The sequence below is a fragment of the Arthrobacter sp. P2b genome (assembly GCF_900168295.1).
GTDB lineage: Bacteria > Actinomycetota > Actinomycetes > Actinomycetales > Micrococcaceae > Arthrobacter.
On the sequence record NZ_FVZL01000019.1, the window covers coordinates 46,594 to 66,013 of the forward strand.

Annotated in this window: 19 protein-coding genes; 10 read left to right on the forward strand and 9 right to left on the reverse strand. The window is 66.7% G+C overall.

Annotated features, from left to right (window positions below; all coding sequences use genetic code 11):
• The first annotated feature begins 40 nt into the window (after positions 1 to 40).
• From B5520_RS19455 to B5520_RS19470, 4 genes are all read left to right on the forward strand, one after another.
• Positions 41 to 1,402: a hemolysin family protein gene (locus tag B5520_RS19455; protein WP_079598715.1), complete on the forward strand. Its 1,362-nt coding sequence runs from the start codon at positions 41 to 43 to the stop codon at positions 1,400 to 1,402.
• Positions 1,395 to 2,435 carry a hemolysin family protein gene (locus B5520_RS19460; RefSeq protein WP_079598716.1) on the forward strand — a complete coding sequence of 347 codons (1,041 nt, stop codon included), beginning with the start codon at positions 1,395 to 1,397 and terminating at the stop codon, positions 2,433 to 2,435. Before B5520_RS19455 ends, B5520_RS19460 begins: the two co-directional genes overlap by 8 nt.
• A gap of 112 nt (positions 2,436 to 2,547) precedes the next feature.
• Positions 2,548 to 2,910 carry a hypothetical protein gene (locus B5520_RS19465; protein ID WP_139386277.1) on the forward strand — a complete coding sequence of 121 codons (363 nt, stop codon included), beginning with the start codon at positions 2,548 to 2,550 and terminating at the stop codon, positions 2,908 to 2,910.
• 78 nt (positions 2,911 to 2,988) lie between these two features.
• Positions 2,989 to 3,384: a hypothetical protein gene (locus tag B5520_RS19470; RefSeq protein WP_079598718.1), complete on the forward strand. Its 396-nt coding sequence runs from the start codon at positions 2,989 to 2,991 to the stop codon at positions 3,382 to 3,384.
• A gap of 101 nt (positions 3,385 to 3,485) precedes the next feature.
• Here B5520_RS19470 and B5520_RS19475 read toward each other — a convergent pair whose 3' ends face one another.
• Positions 3,486 to 4,082 (reverse strand): TetR/AcrR family transcriptional regulator, encoded by a 597-nt coding sequence (locus B5520_RS19475; RefSeq protein ID WP_079598719.1) that lies wholly within the window; start codon positions 4,080 to 4,082, stop codon positions 3,486 to 3,488.
• A 118-nt stretch (positions 4,083 to 4,200) separates the two neighbouring features.
• Here B5520_RS19475 and B5520_RS19480 point away from each other — a divergent pair, with 118 nt between their 5' ends.
• The gene (locus tag B5520_RS19480; RefSeq protein WP_079598720.1) at positions 4,201 to 5,505 is read left to right on the forward strand and encodes an MFS transporter; all 1,305 of its coding nucleotides are present in this window, start codon (positions 4,201 to 4,203) and stop codon (positions 5,503 to 5,505) included.
• Complete coding sequence (locus B5520_RS19485; protein ID WP_079598721.1) at positions 5,506 to 8,004, forward strand: beta-glucosidase family protein; 2,499 nt, start codon at positions 5,506 to 5,508, stop codon at positions 8,002 to 8,004.
• 89 nt (positions 8,005 to 8,093) lie between these two features.
• Here the strand turns inward: B5520_RS19485 and B5520_RS19490 are convergent, their stop codons facing one another.
• A complete protein-coding gene (locus tag B5520_RS19490; RefSeq protein ID WP_079598722.1) occupies positions 8,094 to 8,375 on the reverse strand; it encodes a hypothetical protein in 282 nt (93 codons plus the stop codon).
• Between the two features lie 163 nt (positions 8,376 to 8,538).
• On the opposite strand from B5520_RS19490, the gene B5520_RS19495 reads away from it, so the two are divergent.
• The 3 genes from B5520_RS19495 (at position 8,539) to B5520_RS19505 (ending at position 10,999) form a co-directional block, all read left to right on the forward strand.
• Positions 8,539 to 8,748 carry a hypothetical protein gene (locus tag B5520_RS19495; protein WP_079598751.1) on the forward strand — a complete coding sequence of 70 codons (210 nt, stop codon included), beginning with the start codon at positions 8,539 to 8,541 and terminating at the stop codon, positions 8,746 to 8,748.
• A 102-nt stretch (positions 8,749 to 8,850) separates the two neighbouring features.
• Complete coding sequence (locus B5520_RS19500) at positions 8,851 to 10,314, forward strand: TrkH family potassium uptake protein (protein WP_254865649.1); 1,464 nt, start codon at positions 8,851 to 8,853, stop codon at positions 10,312 to 10,314.
• Positions 10,307 to 10,999 (forward strand): potassium channel family protein, encoded by a 693-nt coding sequence (locus tag B5520_RS19505; protein WP_079598723.1) that lies wholly within the window; start codon positions 10,307 to 10,309, stop codon positions 10,997 to 10,999. The genes B5520_RS19500 and B5520_RS19505 overlap by 8 nt, the downstream gene beginning before the upstream one ends.
• An 83-nt stretch (positions 11,000 to 11,082) precedes the next feature.
• Here the strand turns inward: B5520_RS19505 and B5520_RS22550 are convergent, their stop codons facing one another.
• Positions 11,083 to 12,702, reverse strand: coding sequence for an ABC transporter permease (locus tag B5520_RS22550; protein WP_104443642.1), 1,620 nt, complete (start codon positions 12,700 to 12,702; stop codon positions 11,083 to 11,085).
• Positions 12,702 to 13,646, reverse strand: a complete 945-nt coding sequence (locus B5520_RS19515; protein WP_079598725.1) for an ABC transporter ATP-binding protein — start codon at positions 13,644 to 13,646, stop codon at positions 12,702 to 12,704. Before B5520_RS19515 ends, B5520_RS22550 begins: the two co-directional genes overlap by 1 nt.
• A 234-nt stretch (positions 13,647 to 13,880) precedes the next feature.
• Between B5520_RS19515 and B5520_RS19520 the strand changes: the two genes are divergently transcribed.
• Positions 13,881 to 14,627 carry an ABC transporter permease gene (locus tag B5520_RS19520; protein WP_079598726.1) on the forward strand — a complete coding sequence of 249 codons (747 nt, stop codon included), beginning with the start codon at positions 13,881 to 13,883 and terminating at the stop codon, positions 14,625 to 14,627.
• A 75-nt stretch (positions 14,628 to 14,702) separates the two neighbouring features.
• Here the strand turns inward: B5520_RS19520 and B5520_RS19525 are convergent, their stop codons facing one another.
• From B5520_RS19525 to B5520_RS19545, 5 genes are all read right to left on the reverse strand, one after another.
• Positions 14,703 to 15,677, reverse strand: a complete 975-nt coding sequence (locus B5520_RS19525) for an alpha/beta fold hydrolase (protein WP_079598727.1) — start codon at positions 15,675 to 15,677, stop codon at positions 14,703 to 14,705.
• 10 nt (positions 15,678 to 15,687) lie between these two features.
• Positions 15,688 to 16,062 (reverse strand): cupin domain-containing protein, encoded by a 375-nt coding sequence (locus B5520_RS19530; protein WP_079598728.1) that lies wholly within the window; start codon positions 16,060 to 16,062, stop codon positions 15,688 to 15,690.
• A gap of 288 nt (positions 16,063 to 16,350) precedes the next feature.
• Complete coding sequence (locus B5520_RS19535; protein ID WP_079598729.1) at positions 16,351 to 17,505, reverse strand: carboxylate-amine ligase; 1,155 nt, start codon at positions 17,503 to 17,505, stop codon at positions 16,351 to 16,353.
• A complete protein-coding gene (locus tag B5520_RS19540) occupies positions 17,486 to 19,021 on the reverse strand; it encodes a M20/M25/M40 family metallo-hydrolase (protein WP_079598730.1) in 1,536 nt (511 codons plus the stop codon). The genes B5520_RS19535 and B5520_RS19540 overlap by 20 nt, the downstream gene beginning before the upstream one ends.
• 40 nt (positions 19,022 to 19,061) lie before the next feature.
• Positions 19,062 to 19,415 carry a hypothetical protein gene (locus tag B5520_RS19545; RefSeq protein ID WP_079598731.1) on the reverse strand — a complete coding sequence of 118 codons (354 nt, stop codon included), beginning with the start codon at positions 19,413 to 19,415 and terminating at the stop codon, positions 19,062 to 19,064.
• Between the last annotated feature and the right edge of the window lie 5 nt (positions 19,416 to 19,420).

Genomic DNA, 19,420 nt, shown 5'->3' on the forward strand with positions numbered 1-19,420 from the left:
CTGACCGGTTCACCGGCCACCACGGGAGAGGGGCGCCCGAATGTATGAATGGATCATGCTCGGTATCGGCCTTGTCCTGACGGTCGGTACCGGTTTCTTTGTTGCTTCCGAGTTCGCGCTGGTCAACCTTGACCGCGGCGATCTTGAAGCCCGCCAGTCGCGCGGCGAAAAGCGCCTTGGGCCCACCATCAAGGCCCTCAAGATCACCTCGACGCACCTCTCCGGTGCGCAGCTGGGCATCACGCTCACCACGCTGCTGACCGGCTACACCTTCGAACCTGCCATCAGCCGGATGCTCAGCGGCCCCCTGCTCGCCGCCGGACTTCCTGAAGGCGCCGTGCCCGCGGTGGGTTCCGTTGTCGGCATTTTCCTTGCCACCATCTTCTCGATGGTGATCGGCGAGCTGGTCCCCAAGAACTTCGCCCTCGCGCTGCCCTTGGCGACGGCGAAGGTGGTGGTGCCGTTCCAAGCGCTCTTCACCGCCGTGTTCAAACCCGTGATCCTGCTGTTCAACAACACCGCGAACGCGATCATCCGGTCCTTCGGCATCGAACCCAAGGAAGAACTGTCCGGCGCCCGCAGCGCCGAGGAACTCAGCTCCTTGGTGCGGCGCTCTGCCCTGGAAGGCGTGCTCGACGCCGACCACGCAGTCCTGCTGCACCGCACCCTGCGCTTCTCCGAACACTCCGCCGCGGACGTCCTGACGCCGCGCGTGCGCATGACTGCCGTTAACGACGATGACACGGCCGAAGAGATTATCGCCCTGGCCACCACCACCGGCTACTCCCGGTTCCCCGTCATTGGAGAAGACCGCGACGACGTCCTGGGCGTCCTGCACGTCAAGCAGGCCTTCGCCGTGGCCCTGGAAGACCGTGCCCGCGTCACCGCGTCAGAGCTGATGATCGAACCCCTGAGGGTGCCCGAGTCGATGGGGGTCGACACGCTGCTGGTCCTGCTCCGCAAGCAGGGGCTCCAGGTGGCGATCGTCTCCGACGAGCACGGCGGCACCGCGGGCATCGTCACGCTTGAGGACCTCGTGGAAGAGATTGTGGGCGAACTCGAGGACGAGCACGACCGGGCGCGCGCCGGCGTGGTCCGTATTGGCCGGTCCATCACCTTTGATGCGTCGCTGCGGCCGGACGAGTTGCTGGACCGGACCGGCATCACCGTCCCGGATGACGAGGACTACGACACCATCGCCGGGTTCGTCTCTGACCAGCTGGACCGCATCCCCGAACTCGGCGATGAAGTGCAGATCGACGGCGGGACCCTGCGTGTGGAGCGCGTCCTGGGCACGCATGTGGAGCGGATCCGCTTCACCCCGGACGAGACGCAGGAACCGCCCCAGAGCGCCCATGACCGCATCATCGACAATCTCACCTCGGAGCTGACCCATGAGTGAATACCTTCCCGGCATTATCTGGCTGGTGGTGCTCCTGGTGGTCAACGCGTTCTTCGTGGGCGCCGAGTTCGCCGTGATTTCCGCCCGCCGTTCCCAGATCGAACCCAAGGCCGAGGCCGGCAGCAAAGCCGCGAAGACCACGCTGTGGGCCATGGAGCACGCCACCCTCATGCTGGCCACCAGCCAGCTGGGCATCACGGTGTGTTCGCTGGTGATCCTGAACGTCTCCGAACCGGCCATCCACCACTTGCTGGAAATCCCGCTGGGCCTGACCTCCCTGTCCTACGAGGCCATCAGCATCATCGCGTTCGTCATTGCCCTGCTGCTGGTGACCTTCCTGCACGTGGTCCTGGGCGAGATGGTCCCCAAGAACATCTCCTTCTCCGTGCCCACCCGTGCGGCGTTGATCCTGGCCCCGCCGCTGGTGATGGTCTCCCGGGTGGTCAAGCCGGTGATCTGGACCCTGAACGGCATCGCCAACTCGATCCTGCGGCTGTTCAAGGTGGAGCCCAAGGACGAAGCCACCAGCGCCTACACCCTGGACGAGGTGGCCAACATCGTGGAGCAATCCACACGCGACGGCATGCTCAGCGACGCCAGCGGCACGTTGACGGCCGCGTTCGAGTTCACCGCCAAGACAGTAGCGGACGTGGAGGTACCCATCAGCGAGATGGTGCTCCTGCCCGCCTCCGCCACCCCGGCGGACATCCAGCGCGCCGTGGCCCAACACGGCTACTCCCGGTACATCCTCACCGATGAGGCCGGCGTCCCCTCCGGCTACCTGCACCTCAAGGATGTGATGGACCTGGTGACGCCGGAGAAGTTTACCCAGCCCGTTCCGGCAAAGCGGATCCGCCGCCTCGCCTCCGCCTTCAGCGGAGGCGAGCTCGAGGACGCACTGGCCACGATGCGGCGCACCGGCGCCCACGTGGCCCGGGTGTTCGACGCCCACGGCAACACCACCGGTGTCCTATTCCTCGAGGACATCATCGAAGAACTCGTGGGTGAAGTCCAGGACGCCACCAGCGCCTGACAGTCACCCTTGCTTTCGTGCCCGGCAGCGGTAACAACACTGCTGCCGGGCATGACCGGTCTGGAGCACAATGCCCTTTTCCGCTGACTTACTGGGTCCCATCCTGGAACTCATGACCTGGATCGGTATCGTCCCCGGCATCCCCTTGATCATCGCGGGCCTGATCATCGCCAAAAAACAATGCCCCTGGGCCCAGGCCGCGGGCGAAGTCGTCACCGCAGGTGCCTACAAAGCCCTCCAGTGGAGACCCAAGGACGAGGCAACATCCCGTCTCATCCTGCTGCCGGCTGATGAAGCCGCGAAGGTGACTGCCGGAACGTTCATCGTCTTCTACTACGACACCTGCCACCCTGCCCACTGGTCCATGTATCCTCCGCGGCAGCAGAACCCGCTTCTCGTTCTGGGCTGGATCCTGACCGGAGCCGGCGTCCTCTGTGCCGTTGTTGGTCTGGCGCTTACCACCATCTCCAGCTGAAGTCTGGTCGGCCCCTCGCTTCCTTCCACAACCCGGATTACCCATTCACCCCGTGTGCCCTGACGATATGATCGCTCCATGGCCAGCCCCACGGAATTCCTGGGCCCCATCCTGGAGCTGATGACCTGGGTCGGGGTCGTACCGGGCGTGCCGCTTCTGATCATCGGCTGGATCATCCGCAAGCGCCGGTGCAACTGGTCCACCGCCGACGGTGAAGTTTTTACCGCCGGACGGTACCGGGGACTGCAATGGACCGACAACACCAGCACCTCCCGCAGGGGCCTTTTGGAGCCCGAACAGGCACCGGAACTTCAGGCCGGACACGTAGCGGTCCTGCACTACGACATCTGCCACCCCACACGCTGGCGGCTGGAACCCCCAAGGTACGACAACACCGCCACCGTCCTGGGCCTGGTACTGACCGGCGTGGGCATGGCAAGCGCGATCGCCGGTTTCGTCCTCATGATGCTTTAGCGCCGTGCCCGAGGCACCATTTTTCACCCCAGGGGGTGTCCCACTTCCTTTGAAACTGCATCCCCCGGCGGGATGCCCCCCTGCCGAACCGGGATATGCCTTCATCTGTCCTTTGAGGGCGGCTTCATGAGGATGTCGGTGAGTTGCGTCAGGCCGCCGGCCATGTCGACATTCTTGTCGTAGAGCCATTGCAGTTGCAGTCCGTCAAAGGCTGCGATGACCAGCCTCGCGAGGGCCTGCGCGGGAACGTCGTTGCGCACTTCACCCGATTCCTGGCGGCGTTGGATGTCCTCGCCCAGCTCCGCCACAAGCATGGCGTAGCGGTCTTCGAAATACGGGTGTGAGTCGTGCCCGGGATCGCTGGCCGTCGCTGAGGCCACGGCGTAAAGCGTGGTGAGTCCAGGCTCGTTGCGGTTCCGTTCCGCGACGGGCGCGAGCAGCCTCAGTCCTGTCTTGGCGTCATCGGCGGTACTAAGGACCCGCCGGTCCCGCTCGGACAGGACGGCAGTGAGCAGCTCCTGCTTGCCCCTGAAGTAGTGGAACAGAGTGGCTTCCTTCACCCCTACGAGCTCGGCCACCCGCTTCAGCGCCGCACCCTCAAAGCCTTCAGTGGCGAAGACATCCGTTGCTGTCTGGATGATCTGCTCCCGGCGCTCCGCTCCTTTGGCGTACTGGCCACGCGGCTTTGATGTTGGCATCACGACAGTTTATTTCAAGCGCCCCTCCTGAAAACCTAGTCTTACTTGGTTTTTGTGTATATGATCCTTTTCACGGCCCAACGGAGGGTCGCTTTCATCAGGAGGCAATGTGGCCGATATGACCATTTCCCAAGATCCCGCTGCATCTCCGGCCAGCGGTGCCTTGGGCAGCAGCACAGCAGACACCGCCGCCGGAACCGGCGCCCCCTCACCCGTCAAGGCACCGCGCGCCTACGTCATCGGCATGCCCATCGCCAGCGCCGGGCTCTGGATGGCTGTGCTGGCTCCGGCGCTTGTGGTGCTGGCCATCAAGGTTTCCGAGATCACCACTCCGGAAACCCGGGCAGGAGCCCTGAGCTTGGTTGCGGGCGTCGGCGCCCTGGCAGCGCTGCTGGCCAACCCGTTCTTCGGGAGGCTGAGCGACCGCACCACATCCCGGTTCGGTATGCGCAAGCCCTGGATTGTTGGCGGTTCCCTAGTCGGGCTCGTGTCGCTGTTCTTCCTGGGCTCTGCCACCGACGTCACCGGGGTGCTGGTTGCCTGGCTGTTTACGCAGCTCAGCTTCAATGCCGCCCTTTCCGCCCTGGTTGCCACGCTTCCTGACCAGGCCGGCCCCACCGAACGCGGCCGTCTCTCCGGCCTGATTGGCATGACGCTTCCCCTCGGCCTGGTTGCCGCCGCGTTCCTTGCACAGCTGTTCGATAACGCGCTGCAGATGGCGGTGGTGCCCGGCATCATCGGCACCGTGGTGGCCATCGCCTTTGCCTTCACGTTCAAAGACCGGGTCCTGACCGAGAAGCCTGCCCCGCTGAACCTGAAGGAGATCGCGGGCTCGTTCTACTTCAACCCCCGCACCAACCCCGGACTGGGGTGGGCCTGGTTCACCAAGTTCCTGGTGTACATCGGATACTGCGCGGGCCTGCTGTACCTGCCGTACTTCTTCATCGACCACCTCAAGGTCGCCGAATCGGATGTCACCGCCCTGGTCTTCCAGGCAACCCTGGTCAACTCCGCCGGCACCGTCCTCACCAGCCTCGCCGGAGGCTGGATCAGCGACCGCATCGGCAAGCGCAAGGCAATGGTCATCGCCTCGGCAATCATCGTGATGCTCGGCCTGATCGTCATCGCCACCAGCACCACCACCAACCAGGTCCTGGTCGGACAGGCCATCACCGGCCTCGGCCTTGGCTGCTTCGGAGCCGTGGACGTTGCCCTCATCACCGACCTGCTGCCCAAAGACCAGAGCGAGAACGCGAAAACCTTTGGAGTCTTCAACATCGCCCAGGCACTGCCCCAGTCCCTGGTGCCGGCCATCGCGTTCCCCGTCATCACGCTCGGCGGTTACCCCGCACTCTTCATTGGCGGGGCCGTCGTCGGCATCATCGGCGCCGTCCTCGTCACCCGCATCAAAGGAGTCAAATAGATGAACCCCACCCTCTCCCCTGCCGTAACCGCCCCGGCCGCCGGTTCGCCCGACGCTGAAGCACGCATCCGCGAACTGGCCGAAAGCCTTCCCCTTGAACAGCAGATCCAGCTCCTGACCGGCGCGGATGTCTGGGCAACGCACGCCCTTCCTTCCATCGGCCTTTCCCGCGTCGTCCTCTCGGACGGTCCCTCGGGGGTCCGTGGTGAAGACTTCGACGAGCGGCACGACTCCGTCTCCCTGCCGTCGTCGTCCGCCCTGTCCGCCACCTGGAGCGTGGACGTCGCCCGCCGCTACGGCCAGGTCCTGGGCCAGGAAGCCCGCCGCAAGGGCGTCCACGCCGTACTTGGCCCCACCATCAACCTGCACCGCTCACCCTTGGGCGGAAGGCACTTCGAATGCATGAGCGAAGACCCCCGGCTCACCGCCACCCTGGCCGCAGGCTACGTGGCCGGCGTGCAGTCCATGGGCGTCGGGGCAACACCCAAGCACTACCTGGCCAACGAGGCCGAAACGGACCGCTTCACCGCCGACTCCGTGGTGGACGAGCGCCCGCTGCGCGAGCTCTACCTCGCAGCCTTCGAAGACGCCATCACCGAGGCACGCGCCTGGCTGGTCATGAGCTCCTACAACTCCATCAACGGGACCACGGCCAGCGAGAACCACCTCCTGAAGACCCCGCTGTCCACCGAGTGGGGCTTTGACGGCGTCGTTGTCTCGGACTGGACCGGCGTCCGGTCCGTCGAGGCGGCCAACGCCCACCAGGACCTCGAGATGCCCGGCCCGGTAGGCCACTGGGGATCCAAACTGCTCGCAGCCGTCGAGGACGGCCGCGTCAGCCGCGCCGCCATCCTGGAAAAAGTCATCCGCATCCTCCGCCTGGCTGCCCGCGTCGGTTCGCTTGAAGGCGTCTCCCCCGCTGTGGCCGACCTTCCGCCGGCCCTCGACGCCGCCGCCGTCGCCCGTGAAGTGGCGGTCCGGGGCGCCGTCCTGGTCCGCAACAAGGACGGGCTCCTGCCCCTTGACCCGTCAGCACTGGCCAGTGTTGCAGTCAGCGGCCACAACGCCGAAGAAGCCCGCACGCAGGGCGGCGGCAGTGCCACCGTCATGCCCAAGTACACGGTCTCTCCCCTGGAGGGCCTGCGTGAAGCCCTGCCGGAAGGCGTCAGCGTCAGCTACGCCCGCGGAGCCAAGGTAGCCGAAGGCCTGCAGGCCTTCCCGCGCACCTCCCTGCACAACCCCGTGTCCGGCGTTCCCGGCATGCGGGTGACCTTCCTGTCCGAAGACGGTGCGGAAATCTCCGGTGAAGACCGGCTCGCGTCCCACCTCATCTGGTTCGGCGTCGGGATCCCGGAAGGTGCCGCCGCCATCCGCATGGAAGCTGACTGGACTGCCCCCACGGCGGGCATCCATCACTTGGGCGTGGGAACGGTGGGCTACATCCGCCTGTCGCTGCAGGGCGAGGAAGTGTTCAACGGCGAGATCGAGGATGACACCGACGTGCTCGGCGCTGCCCTCTTCGACCCGCCCAAGACCGTCCACCCCGTGGAAACCGCTGCGGGCGAAGCGGTACGCATCGAAGCCGTTTACGAGCTGCCCAAGCAGCAGGTCATCCCGTTCACCGCCATCCTCCTGGGCGAGGAAACCGTCGTGGAGGACCCCCAGGCCGATATTGACGCGGCAGTGGAAGCGGCAAAGGCCGCCGACGTTGCCATCGTGGTGGTGGGAACCAGCGCCGCGATCGAGTCCGAGGGCTTTGACCGCAAGGACCTTGACCTTCCCGGCCTGCAGAACCAACTGGTCGAAGCTGTTGCCGCGGTCAACCCGCGTACCGTCGTGGTGGTCAATTCCGGCTCACCGGTCCTGATGCCATGGCTCGACAAGGTGGGAGCCGTCCTGCTCGGCTGGTTCGGCGGCCAGGAATTCGGCCGTGCCATCGCGGACATCCTCCTCGGCGTCGAGGAGCCAGGCGGCCGCCTGCCCACCACCTGGCCCGCATCCCTGGAAGACGTTCCGGTACTGAACACCACACCGGTGGACGGCAAGGTGGTCTACTCCGAAGGCATCCACGTTGGCTACCGCGCCTGGCTCAAGCAGGAAGCTGCCGGCGGTGCCGCCCCTGCCCTCCCGTTCGGCTTCGGCATGGGCTACACCACCTTCGAACTGGGAACAGCCCACGCGCCCCAGTACGTGACCGCCGGCCAGGACGTCGTGGTGCACGTACCGGTCCGCAACACCGGCAAGCGCACCGGCCGTGAAACGGTGCAGGTGTACCTGGACCGCCCCGGCTCCGCCGTGGAGCGCCCCGTCCGCTGGCTCGCCGGCTACGCGGGAACGCATCTGGCGCCGGGAGGTACGGAAAGCGTGGAAGTGCGGATACCGGCACGGTCCTTTGGACATTACGACGGCGGCTGGCAATTTGAGCAGGGCACGTTCCGCCTGCTGGTGGGCCGCCACGCCGCCGACGACTTCCAGACGCTGGACATCGAACTGCGGTAATACCGGGCGTTACTACAAAGGCCGGGCCGGATCCGAACACTTCGGATCCAGCCCGGCCTTCTTTGCTTTTCCTTCGGGCAGCCCTGGGGTTACACCAAACTCGGCTGGCTCGACAAAATGTAGTCCAATGCCGCAGGACCGGTCATCGACAGCCCCGGCCACACCAGCTGGCCGCCGCGGACGTACGGCTCAACGCGGGTTTGCCGGCGCATGGCGATCCACAGTGAAGCGCTGGCAATTGGCTCCTCGCCATTGAGGAAACACCAGCTCAGGTACAGCCCGTACACCTCGTCCTCGCGCAGGCCCGGCTGCTTGTCCGGGCAGCAGGTGATGCATTCCACAAGGAAACGGCTGCAATTCGGCACACTCATATCTGTAAACCTCCTGCTAAGAACCCACGGACCCGGGCTCCAGTTGCCGTGCGGCAGCGCGCGGCAACAGAACCTCGCAAGTAGTTCGGAGCCGGGAACCAGCCGGATGGGTGCCAAAAATGCAGGTCTTCCTGACGCAGACCCGCAGTGCAAGGATTTCCTCATGAACAACAATATGAGCGGCAACGAGGGGACCCACGGGCAGCACCTGCACGCCCACACGTCTCCGACCACGCAACAAATGCGCACCGTTGGCCAGCGCCGCCGCGACGCCGAGGAGAAGCTGGAACACCACCTCCAGGAAGCCCGCCACAAGCAAGATCCTCATGACGAGCAGGAGGAAAACGGCAGCGGCGAAGAAGCCCCGCAGTAACCCGGTAGTTTCGACAGGCTCAACCACCGGGGACGGCAGCGGTCGTCACTGACCGCTGACGGTGGCGCCGGCGTCGTCCGCTGTGGTGCTAACGTGACGCCTATGCACCTGAAGGCTTACCAGCGAAGCCCTGCCCCGCGCCGCCGGAGACGAAAGCCAAGTACGGTCCTTTCCGGCTACGGCCGGTCCGCCGCAGCCTTCCAGGAGCGGCAGCTGTCCACCCTGCAACGGCTAGTCCGGCGCCTGGTACCCCGGCACCCCGCCCAGGTGATTGCGGTCGGCTTCGCGCTGGCGATCGCCGCGGGCACCGGCCTGCTCATGCTGCCGGTGGCCAAGGCCGGCGAGGGCGGCGCGTCGCTGCTAGAGGCGCTGTTCACGGCCACGTCCGCGGTTTGCGTCACCGGCCTGGTCACCGTGGACACCCCGGTGTTCTGGAGCGGATTCGGGCAGGCCGTCATCCTGGCCCTGATCCAGATCGGCGGGTTCGGAGTGATGTCCTTCGGCACCCTCCTGGGAGTGCTGATGGCCCGCCGGCTGGGCCTGCGCTCGCGGATGCTGGCCGCCGCCGAAACCAAAAGCCACGGCTTTGGCGACGTGCGCCGCGTCCTGCTGGGCGTTTTCCTCATTACGGTCATCGTTGAAACCGCACTGACCCTGATCCTCATGCTGCGCTTCATGCTGGGCTACGGCTACCAGCCCTGGGAGGCGCTCTGGCACGGGGTTTTCCACTCCATTTCCGCGTTCAACAACGCCGGCTTCGCGCTGTACTCGGACAACCTCATGGGCTTCGTCAGCGACCCCTGGATCTGCCTGCCGATCGCCGCCGGAGTGATCATCGGCGGGCTCGGCTTTCCCGTCCTGTTCGAGCTGCGGCGCCAGTACCGGCCCGTCTTCTGGAGCATGAACACCAAACTGGTCCTGGTGGGCAGCGCCGTGCTGCTCGCCGGCGGCACGGCCTTCCTCACCGCCGCCGAGTGGACCAATCCCGCCACCCTGGGCGGGCTCCCGCCCGGCGACCGCATCCTGGGCGGGTTCTTCCAGTCCGTCATCACCCGCACGGCCGGGTTCAACAGCATCGACATCGCGCAGATGCACCCCGTGTCCTGGATGGGCATGGACATCCTGATGTTCATCGGCGGCGGGCCTGCCGGAACCGCCGGCGGCCTGAAGATCACCACGTTCGCCGTCCTGTTCTTCATCCTGGCCACTGAGCTGCGCGGCGGCACCGCGGTGAACATCTTCGGCAAGCGGCTCTCTCGCGCCGTGCACCGGCAGGCCATCACCGTGGTGCTCCTGGCCATCGCCCTGGTGACGGGCTCCACGATGTTCCTGATGCTGATCACGGATTTCGGGCAGGAGCGGATCCTCTTCGAAGTGGTCTCCGCGTTCGCCACGGTGGGCCTGTCCACCGGCATCACAGCCGCGATGCCGCCCGCCGGGCAGGTGGTCCTGATCCTGCTGATGTTTATCGGCCGCCTCGGCCCTGTCACACTTGGCACCGCACTCGCCGTCCGCGGCCGACCGATCATGTACGAATACCCGAAGGAAAGGCCCCTCATTGGCTAAGGACTTGTTCTCCCGCAAAGCCGGGCGCGTGGCGCAGGCGAATTCCGTGGCCGTGATCGGCCTGGGGCGGTTCGGTGGTTCGCTGGCACTGGAGCTTGAAGCCCAGGGAACCGACGTGCTGGGCATCGACAGCAACGAGGAAATCGTGCAGTCCTACAACGGCCTGCTCACCCACGTTGTCCGGGCCGACTCCACGAAGGAGGAGGTCCTGCGGCAGCTCTCCGTCCACGAGTTCGACCGCGTGGTGGTGGGCATCGGCACCGACCTCGAGGCCAGCATCCTGACCACCTCGCGCCTGCTGACCTTCAAGCACCCGCAGATCTGGGCAAAAGCCATCAGCGAACCGCACGCCGAAATCCTGGGCCAGCTGGGCGTCGAGAACGTCATCCGGCCCGAGCACGACATGGGCAAGCGGGTGGCGCACCTGGTGCGCGGATCGATCCTGGACTACGTGGAGTTCGAGGACGACTTTGTGATGATCCGCACCCAACCGCCCTCCGAAGCGCGGGACCGGCCGCTGGGGGTGCTTGGGATGCGGGACAAGTACGGCATCACGATCGTTGCGGTGAAGAGGCCGGGGACCGTCTGGACCCACACCACGGCGCAGACGGTCCTCTACGACGACGACCAGATCATCGTCCAGGGCCCCAAGAACCTCGCCGAGGGTTTCAGCACCATGGCCTAGGAGGCCTTACCGGTGGTTGAGCTTGTCGAAGCCCCGGGTTTCGACAAGCTCAACCACCGTCAATTCGGCTGACCCAACCACCCTTAAGCCGCCAGGTCCCGTTCCCGCACCAGGCGGGCGGCTGCTGCCGAAGCGGTGATGGCGACGACGGCCATCAGCAGGGCGCCCTCCGGGTCGAAGGCCTCAACGGGCATGGCCGAAGAGTGCCGGAACGGACTGAGGTCCTGCAGCCAGGTTGGCAGGCCCAGCAGCTCCCCGAACTGTCCCAGGACCAGGGCAACAGCCAACGCACCCCAGCCGACGGCGCTGCTCCACCTGGATGCTAGGGCGAACACCAGCGCGGTCACGGCGGGAAAGACGAGTGCCGCCGGGATGTGGGCCAGTGCGGCTGCCAGCACGGTGCCCGGCCCGCTTCCGCCCGCCTGAGACAAAGCCAGCACGACGGCCGCCGAGGCCCCTGCGGAGGCCGCGACCGCCGTCGTCGTGATTGCCGCGACGGCAAGCGTTCCGCCCAGCCAGCGAAGGCGCGACGCCGGAACGGCCAGGAGCAGTTCGGCGCGCCCTTCCGCTTCTTCCGCCCGCAGCCGCAGCACCGCCTCGACACCCGCGGCAGCTGCCAGGACCCCGCTGATGCCCAGCATGGCCGTGGTAAACAGGTCGATGAGGCCCGCGTCACCGGGAACGATGCGGCTCATCAGCTCCGCCACGGACGGGTTTCCTTCCAGTGCGTCGCGTACCACCGGGCCAAGTCCGCCGGCCACGGCCCCCAGCGCTGCGGAGATGATGCACCAACTGGCCAGGCCTCCACGCTGCAGGCGCCATGCCAGGCCCAGCATCGACGCCAGGCCGGCGCCCGCCCTGTCCGGGCCCGACTCGTTCGCGGCGATATAGCTGGCCCCCAGGTCCCTGCTCCTGCGGAGCGCCACGGCCACTCCTGCCAGGACTGCTGTCCCGGCGCCGATCACCAGCAACGGCAGCATGTCCGCCTCGGTGAAGGGCCGGATGCGCTGTCCCCAGCCAATGGGTGACAACAGGGAGGGCCAGGCTGCGGTGACATGCAGCAGCGATTGGTCCGCGGTCCCCAGCGCGTCGCCGGCACCGCGGACCAGGTAGGCGGCGCCCACCAGCGCCGCCGCTGTCCCGTTCGCGCTTCGGGCGGAGGGCATGGCCTGTGCCACCAGCGCGGCGGCCGCCATGAAGAACAGGCCCACGGCGCCAACAGCCATTCCCGCCAGGAATGATCCCTGTGCCGGGAGTCCGGCGCCGATGAAACCTGCCGCAACGGCCAGTGCGAGGACCACGTTGGCGCAGGTGCCGAGAAGCAGGGTGGCGTACAGGGAACTCACCCGGGTGACCCGGGTGGAGCCTACCAGCTCGAACCGGCCCTGGTCCTCGTCCCCGCGCGTATGCCGGACCACCAGGAAGGCACTCATCAACCCTGCCAGGACGGCCGTAAAGGAATAGCCCTGGAAGAAGGTGACCGCTCCGGAACTGATGCCGTCCGGGAGCCCCCGGAGGAACAGGAAGGCCGGGCTTGCCGCGGCCACGGAAATCAGGGCGGCCCGCTCGTTGTCTTCGCCGAACTGCGTGGTGACGGCGGTGGCTGCCGCGTATCCCAGGCCGGCGATGCCCAGGATCCAGGCGGCCAGGGTTCCGCGGTCCCTGCGGGCCTGGAGCAGGGCAAGCCGAAAAACGGCGCGCATCACAGGACCTGGCTCTTCTGGTCTTTTTGGCTCCCCCGCCCGGGAGCCGCAGTCCCGCCGTAGTGGCGCATGAACAGCTCCTCGAGGGAGGGCGGTGCTGCCGTGATGCCCGTGACGCCTGCTGTAGCCAAGGCCTCCAGGACATGGCCCAGGTCGGCTGCATCGGCGTCGAACTCCATGGCTGTACCGTCAACGCGGAGGTCGTGGATGCCCCGCCACGTGGACAGCAGCTCAGGCGACGCCGGCGACGTGACCCGGAAGCGGGTGCGGGTGAGGTGCCGAAGTTCGGCCAGGGTCCCGGATTCCACGGCCACCCCGGACCGGATGATGGTCACCCTGCTACACAGCTGTTCCACCTCGGCCAGGATGTGGCTGGACAGCAGCACCGTGGCCCCGTCCGCGGTGACCCGGCGGACGTGCCGGCGGAACACCGCGTCCATGACCGGGTCCAGGCCCGAGCTCGGTTCATCCAGCAGGTAGAGGCTGGCCGGGCGGGAAAAAGCCGCAATCAGGGCGGCCTTCTGCCGGTTGCCCCTCGAGTAGGTCCGGGCCTTTTTCCGGGGATCGAAATCGAACTCGTCGATCAGCTGCCGGCGCAGGTTTTCATCCGCGCCGCCGCGCAGCCCGGCGAGCAGGTCAATGACCTCGCCGCCGGTCAGGTTGGGCCAGAGCGTGACATCCCCGGGGACATAGGCAACATCCCGGTGTGCCCGCACCGGTTCAGCCCAGGGATCGATGCCGAACACCCGGGCCGTTCCGGAGGTTGGCCGGATCAGGCCCAGGAGGATTCGGAGTGTGGTGGACTTCCCTGCCCCGTTGGGTCCCAGGAAACCGTGGACTTCTCCGGACCTGACGGACAGGTCCAGGCCCGCGAGCGCTGTTGTCCGCCCAAAGTCCTTCACAAGCTGGCTGGTGGAGATGACGGGAGTTGCATCTGTGGTCATGGCCGGTTCCTTGGTCGCAGCTATCACACCCAAGGCGGCTGCCCGGGGCATGCCGCAAGCGTTTCCGCATACGGGCCGACCAGGCTTCCCGGCTCTCCGGTCCACATCTTACAAGCGGTGAATCGAGCGCGGAAGAGTCGGATGATGATCGTGATCCGGGGTTGAACCTGTCCGGGTTTCGAGAGGCTCAACCACCGGTTCGTGCGGGTCAGTTGGCCCCATTAAGCTGGCAGGATGCCTGACCTTGCCGCCCTGGTGCCCACCCTCGTGGCCCTCGCCATCCTGGTGGCACTCACGGTGGCTGTGCTCTGGGGCTCGCGGACGCCGTCGTTCGTTGCCCCGGCCGTTGCCATCCTCCGCGGCGCTGCCCAGCTGGCCCTGATCAGCCTGGTGCTGGGCGGCATCATCAACGATCCGCTGTGGGTGGCGGTGGCGCTGCTGGTCATGTTCACGGTGGCCGTGGCGACGGCGACCCGCCGGCTCACGTGGTCCTGGCGGCGGTTCGCGGCAGTGGCCGCAACCATGGCGCTGGGCATCCTGGTGACCCTGGCCGTGGTGTTCGGCACCGGAGCGATAGAGTTCACGCCGCGGTATGTCCTGGCGGTGGGCGGAATTGTGATCGGCAACTGCATGAGCATCGCCGTGCTGGCCGGACGCCGGTTCTTCGAGGCTGTGCGGGACCAGTGGAGCGAGGTTGAAGGCTGGCTGGCACTGGGTGCGCAGCCGCACCGCGCAGCCCTCGCCCAGGCCCGCTTCTCCGTCCATGCGGCCCTGATCCCGTCCATCGACCAGACCAAAACAACCGGCCTGGTCACCCTGCCTGGCGCGTTCGTAGGCGCGATCTTCGGCGGCGCGTCACCCCTCGAGGCGGGCCGGTTCCAAATGGTGGTGCTGGCGTCCATCATGGCGGCGGGCTCCATCACCGCCGTCGCGCTGATCCGTTCCCTGCGCTCGGTGAAGATGCGCCCGGAACCGCTCTAACCACTGCAACGCGGGGTCACTCCCTGCCCAATGAACCGCCCGCGGAGGGCATTGAGTGACCCCGCGTTGCTTCGTTTATTCGGGTGCGGCAAGGAAGGCCCGGATCTCGTCCGCCATCCGTTTGGACTGGGTCCAGTGCAGGTAGTGGCCGCCCTCGATCGGAACGACCTGGTGCCGCCGGACGTTCTTCAGCAGGTTCTCGGCCGCTGCGGTTTTGGTTGCGGTTGAATCGGAGCCTTCATCGGCAACAAAGGCCAGGACAGGGAGGTCATCGGGGTAGGTGACTCCCCGGAGGGCCGCCGCGTTGTTCGCAATCCGGGCTGATTCGTCGGCGACAGCGGGGTTGCCGTAGTTCCAGCTCATCATCATGCGCATCCGGCGCAGTTCCTCGGCGGTATAGGCGTCGCTGTCCGGGTCAAGGAAGCCCGGGGCGAGCGCCGCAACCACGCGTACCACACCGGTGACGGCCAGTGCCCGCTCCACGTTGATGCCCGGCTCCGGGTCTTCCACCGGCCCGTCCCCGGGCTTGGGAATGGTCGCGTCAATTCCGACGACGGCGGACACCTCCGCGGGGTACCGGTTGGCGTAATCCAGCATGTAGAAACCGGCGATGGAATGCCCTGCCAGGATGTAGGGCGGCCGGACCTGGAGCTTTGCCAGGGCGTCGTGAAGCTCGGTGCTGATGTTTTCGTTGGTCCGTGCGGGGGCTTCGAGGTCGCTGTAGCCGTAGCCGAACCCCTCAACAACAATGGCGTAGAAGCCGCCGAGTTCCCGGACCAAGGGAGCGAAGTCGAGGCCGGGGGCCGTGGTTCCGAGGCCGCTCAGAAGGACGATCGGCTGGCCCTGGTCCCCGTTCCGGACCACGTTCAGGCTGCCCCCGCTCACCGCGACCCGCTCACCGTACGGTGCCGTGCCCGCTTTCTCCGTGGACTCCAGGACCAGGTTGACCACCGTGGACACCAGGACCAGCGCCAGGACGATGAGCGCGGCGATCCCGGCCCGGCGCAGCCCGCGCCGGGGCTTCTTCCGGGACCCGGTATCCGTCGCCACGTTCTAGATTCTAGGCTGGCTTCGCGAAGGTGGCCGCGCTCATGATCTCGTACCCGACGAACGTCTCGTCGCCTTCCACCCAGGCGTCGTGGCCGGCCGGAATGGTGTACGCGTTGCCGGGGGTTATGGTGGTCCGGGCTCCGTCCTCCATCTGGACCGTCAGGGTCCCGGCTGCGCAGATTCCCACGTGGTTGACCTGGCAGCTGTCCGTATGGACCACGGTCTTGACCGTTTCGGACCACTTCCATCCCGGCTGGAAGGTGAACCTGCCCAGGGTGGTGTCACCGATGTTGACCACGTCCACCTCGGTCTTCGGCGGGCGCCGTTTTTCATCGGGCTGGTCGAAGGACTTCGCTTCAAGGGTTCTGACAGTAACGCCGGCCATTTCATTCTCCTGACAGGGAGGGATTGCAACTGTTCGTCCGGGGCGCTGAGACATCTCCAGGAGGGATTGGTTGGCCGGCCTACCGAGGCCTTGAACGCCCGCCAACGCTGCAACTAGCGCTATCAGCGTGCGCCCGGGCATAGGCGCTGTCAATACGGCGCACTCCCCCTTCGCGATATGGGGGGTCCATCGGTAAGACTCACCGTAGACCGGACCGACGCGGGGTCACTCCTGGCCCAAAGAGCGGCGGTTTTTGGGCGTTTAGTGACCCCGCGTTGCTGGTGCAGTTCAGGTTCCTTCTGCCGGTAACCCCACGGTGCAGTCGGCGGCGTCGTTCACCACGTCCTCCAGGTCACCGGTGCGGTGCAGCACCTCCAGCTGCCGGACCGCGCCGGTGCCGGTCAGCAGCAGATCGTCCACCAATTCCTCCATCCGTTGCAGGTCACCGCTGTCCTCCAGCGCCCCGTGTATATGGTTCAGCAGGGAATTGACGACGGCGAGCGCCGGCACCGGGCGGTGCGTGTGCGGGTCCAGCAGTTCCCCGCGCAGTCCCCAGCGGCTGGCCTTCCAGCCCGCCAGCCGGATCAGGGCCGACGGCGCGCCGACAGGCTCTTTGCCTTCCCGCCACTCCCGCGCGGCGGTCTCCACCAGTCCCCGGGCGATGCCGGCCAGGAGCACGGTGTTCTGGGGACGCAGGCATACGTCCGCGATGCGGATTTCCACGGTGGGATAGTGCCGCGAGAGCCGGGCGTCGAAGTAGACCATTCCCTCATCCAGCGCGACGCCGGTGCTCACCATGTCATGCACCAGCTGGTGGTAGGCGTCGGCCGAGCCGAGGATCTCCAGCGGCCCGGCGGACGGCCACCGGTTCCAGACCTGCGCCCGGTAGCTGGCGTACCCGGTGTCCTCGCCGTGCCAGAACGGGGAGTTGGCGCTCAGCGCGGTCAGCACGGGCAGCCAGATCCGGATCCGGTCCAGGACGGCCACGCCTTCCTCCGGCGATTCCACCGATACGTGGATGTGGCAGCCGCAGGTGAGCTGTTCCCTTGCGGTGAGCCCGTACTCCTCGGCCATCGCGGCAAAGCGCCGGAGCCGGACCGGGTGCGGATCGCAGGGCAGCGGTGAGGTGGCCAGGGCAGCCACCCGCACCCCTACGTCCTGCGCTGCCCTGTCCGCGATGGCCCGGCCGGCGATGATGTCCGCCTCCAGCGAGTCCATGGTGGAACGCGGCGGGGTGACCACCTCGATCATTTCCTGCTGGAACTCCGCCGTGAGGACCGGCCCGGAACTCGATTCCATCGGACGCACGTACAGGTCCAGGAGTGCGCCGGCCATGGGCACGGGCTCCCCCTTGCCGGGGTCCACCAGGAGCAGCTCCTCCTCTATTCCGAATGTGCGGACCCGTCCGGCACTGCCGGTGCGGTCATTGCCTGAGGTGTCCATCGCCGTCGTCCTTTGCTCGTTGCATCTTTGCAAGCTCGTCCCAGAAGCAGGCCAGCGTTACGGCGCCGTTCATCAGGACCTCCAGGCTGACGCTCTCATCGCTGTCGTGCCAGTGGTCCTCCACAAGCCCGGTGCCGAAGAACAGCACCGGCGCCTGCAGCATGCGGCCGAGCAGTTCGGCCGGTCCCCCGCCGGCGTTCCCCATCCGGCCCACCTTGCCGTTGTGGAACCCCACGGCCATGGCCCGCTCCAGTGCGGCGACAGCGGGGTGGTCCGGAGTGCGGTACGGCTCCTGCGCCGTTTCCAGGTCCGGCGTCAGCGTGTGCCGAAAAGCGTCCCCGATGGTGGTTTCCACCCACTGCCGCAGCTGGTCAGCCACCTTCTCCACCCGCTGGCCGGGCACAGTCCGGAAGCTCAGGTCCGCCGACGCCACGGCCGGCACCGCCGCACGCGACACGCCAATGGGATCGCCGGCGATGATCGAGGTGACTTCGACGGCGGGACGCAGCCACAGCCGCTCCAGCACCGTGTACCCCTTCTCGCCCGTAATGGCACCGCTTTCGGACCGCTTCAGCCAGTCCTCGTCGCTGTAGGGAAGCTCCGCGAGCGCCTGCCGAAGGTCCTCCGGAAGCGGCTCGACGTCGTCGTAAAACCCCGGAATGGCGATCCTGCCGTCCGCGTCATGCAGGAGCGCCAGGAGCCTGGCCAGCTCGAAGGCCGAGTTGGGGGCGTTGCCGGAGACGGCGCCGCTGTGCACGTCGCGCTCCTGCCCGAACACCTCCAGGCTGGCACTGAGCATGCCGCGCAGGCCTACGCAGAGGGCGGGGTGGTCTTCGTGCCAGAGGAGGGTGTCGGAGAAAAGTACGACGTCGGCATGGAACCTTTCCGCCTGTTCCTCCAGGAGTGCCGCGAGATGCGGGGAGCCGCCTTCCTCCTCGCCCTCGACGATGAACTTCAGGTTGATGGCCGGTGCGGGCCGGGCGTGTGCCTGTGCAGGAGATGTGGAGTGCGGGAGCGTTTGGTTTGTGGCGTCCAAACGTGAGAGAGCGTGCGGGTTGTGGCGGTCAAAGGTGAGAGAGCGTTGGTGCAGGTGCGCGCGGATGCCCCAGAGGTGCGCCAGGATTTGGGCCTTGGCGTCAGAGCTTCCCCGCCCGTACAGCCTGCCGTCGCGGACCACCGGTTCGAAGGGCGAGGTCTGCTCCCAGTTGTCCGGCTTGACCGCGCGGACATCGTGGTGGCTGTAGACCAGGACGGTGGGCGCTCCGGGTGCCTCGCACCACTCCGCGCAGACCGCGTGCGACTTCCCCGTGGGCTGCACGTCAACCACGGGGAAGCCGGCCTCACGGAAGGCGGCAGCGAGCCAGTTGGCCGAGCGGAGCAGGTCCCGCTGGTGCTCCGGCACACCCAGGATGCCGGGAACGCGCACCCACTCGGCCAGCTGCTTCTCGATGCCGCCACGATGGGAGCGGAGATAGGCATGCAGGCGCGCTCCGCCGTCGTACTCCTGTCTGTCCAAGCCCGCCCCCTCCCGCTATTCCAGCCGGTTCATTGCGGCATCACCGCGGCTGGGAAGGGTTGGTGGGCACCCCCTGCGACGGCGGGTTGACCGCTGGCCCAGGCACCGAAGGGCTTTGCGGGGACACCGGCTGACCGGTGTTCACCTCGGGTGTGCTGGGCGTCCGCGGGCCGCTGGGAACGGCGCCGCCCTGTAGGTCCTGCAGCCTCTTCTCGAGGATCTGCAAAATGGGCAGCCGGTTCCCGTGCGCCTTCTCGTAGCTGACCAACTGCGCCACGTCCGCCTCCTCCAACCCGGAAATGCGGGTGGGGAGGGTCCCTGCGGGCAGGTGGTCGTAATCGGGAAGGGGCAGGTCCTGGTGCTGGGGAACGTCGTTCTGCGGTGCGTCATTCATGGTTG

Excerpts from the sequence above, each read along its gene's own strand:
- B5520_RS19455 (WP_079598715.1), top strand. The coding sequence starts at position 41 with ATGTATGAATGGATCATGCTCGGTATCGGCCTTGTCCTGACGGTCGGT.
- B5520_RS19460 (WP_079598716.1), top strand. The coding sequence starts at position 1,395 with ATGAGTGAATACCTTCCCGGCATTATCTGGCTGGTGGTGCTCCTGGTG.
- B5520_RS19465 (WP_139386277.1), top strand. The coding sequence starts at position 2,548 with ATGACCTGGATCGGTATCGTCCCCGGCATCCCCTTGATCATCGCGGGC.
- B5520_RS19470 (WP_079598718.1), top strand. The coding sequence starts at position 2,989 with ATGGCCAGCCCCACGGAATTCCTGGGCCCCATCCTGGAGCTGATGACC.
- B5520_RS19475 (WP_079598719.1), bottom strand. The coding sequence starts at position 4,082 with ATGCCAACATCAAAGCCGCGTGGCCAGTACGCCAAAGGAGCGGAGCGC.
- B5520_RS19480 (WP_079598720.1), top strand. The coding sequence starts at position 4,201 with ATGACCATTTCCCAAGATCCCGCTGCATCTCCGGCCAGCGGTGCCTTG.
- B5520_RS19485 (WP_079598721.1), top strand. The coding sequence starts at position 5,506 with ATGAACCCCACCCTCTCCCCTGCCGTAACCGCCCCGGCCGCCGGTTCG.
- B5520_RS19490 (WP_079598722.1), bottom strand. The coding sequence starts at position 8,375 with ATGAGTGTGCCGAATTGCAGCCGTTTCCTTGTGGAATGCATCACCTGC.
- B5520_RS19495 (WP_079598751.1), top strand. The coding sequence starts at position 8,539 with ATGAACAACAATATGAGCGGCAACGAGGGGACCCACGGGCAGCACCTG.
- B5520_RS19500 (WP_254865649.1), top strand. The coding sequence starts at position 8,851 with ATGCACCTGAAGGCTTACCAGCGAAGCCCTGCCCCGCGCCGCCGGAGA.
- B5520_RS22550 (WP_104443642.1), bottom strand. The coding sequence starts at position 12,702 with ATGCGCGCCGTTTTTCGGCTTGCCCTGCTCCAGGCCCGCAGGGACCGC.
- B5520_RS19515 (WP_079598725.1), bottom strand. The coding sequence starts at position 13,646 with ATGACCACAGATGCAACTCCCGTCATCTCCACCAGCCAGCTTGTGAAG.
- B5520_RS19520 (WP_079598726.1), top strand. The coding sequence starts at position 13,881 with ATGCCTGACCTTGCCGCCCTGGTGCCCACCCTCGTGGCCCTCGCCATC.
- B5520_RS19530 (WP_079598728.1), bottom strand. The coding sequence starts at position 16,062 with ATGGCCGGCGTTACTGTCAGAACCCTTGAAGCGAAGTCCTTCGACCAG.
- B5520_RS19535 (WP_079598729.1), bottom strand. The coding sequence starts at position 17,505 with ATGGACACCTCAGGCAATGACCGCACCGGCAGTGCCGGACGGGTCCGC.
- B5520_RS19545 (WP_079598731.1), bottom strand. The coding sequence starts at position 19,415 with ATGAATGACGCACCGCAGAACGACGTTCCCCAGCACCAGGACCTGCCC.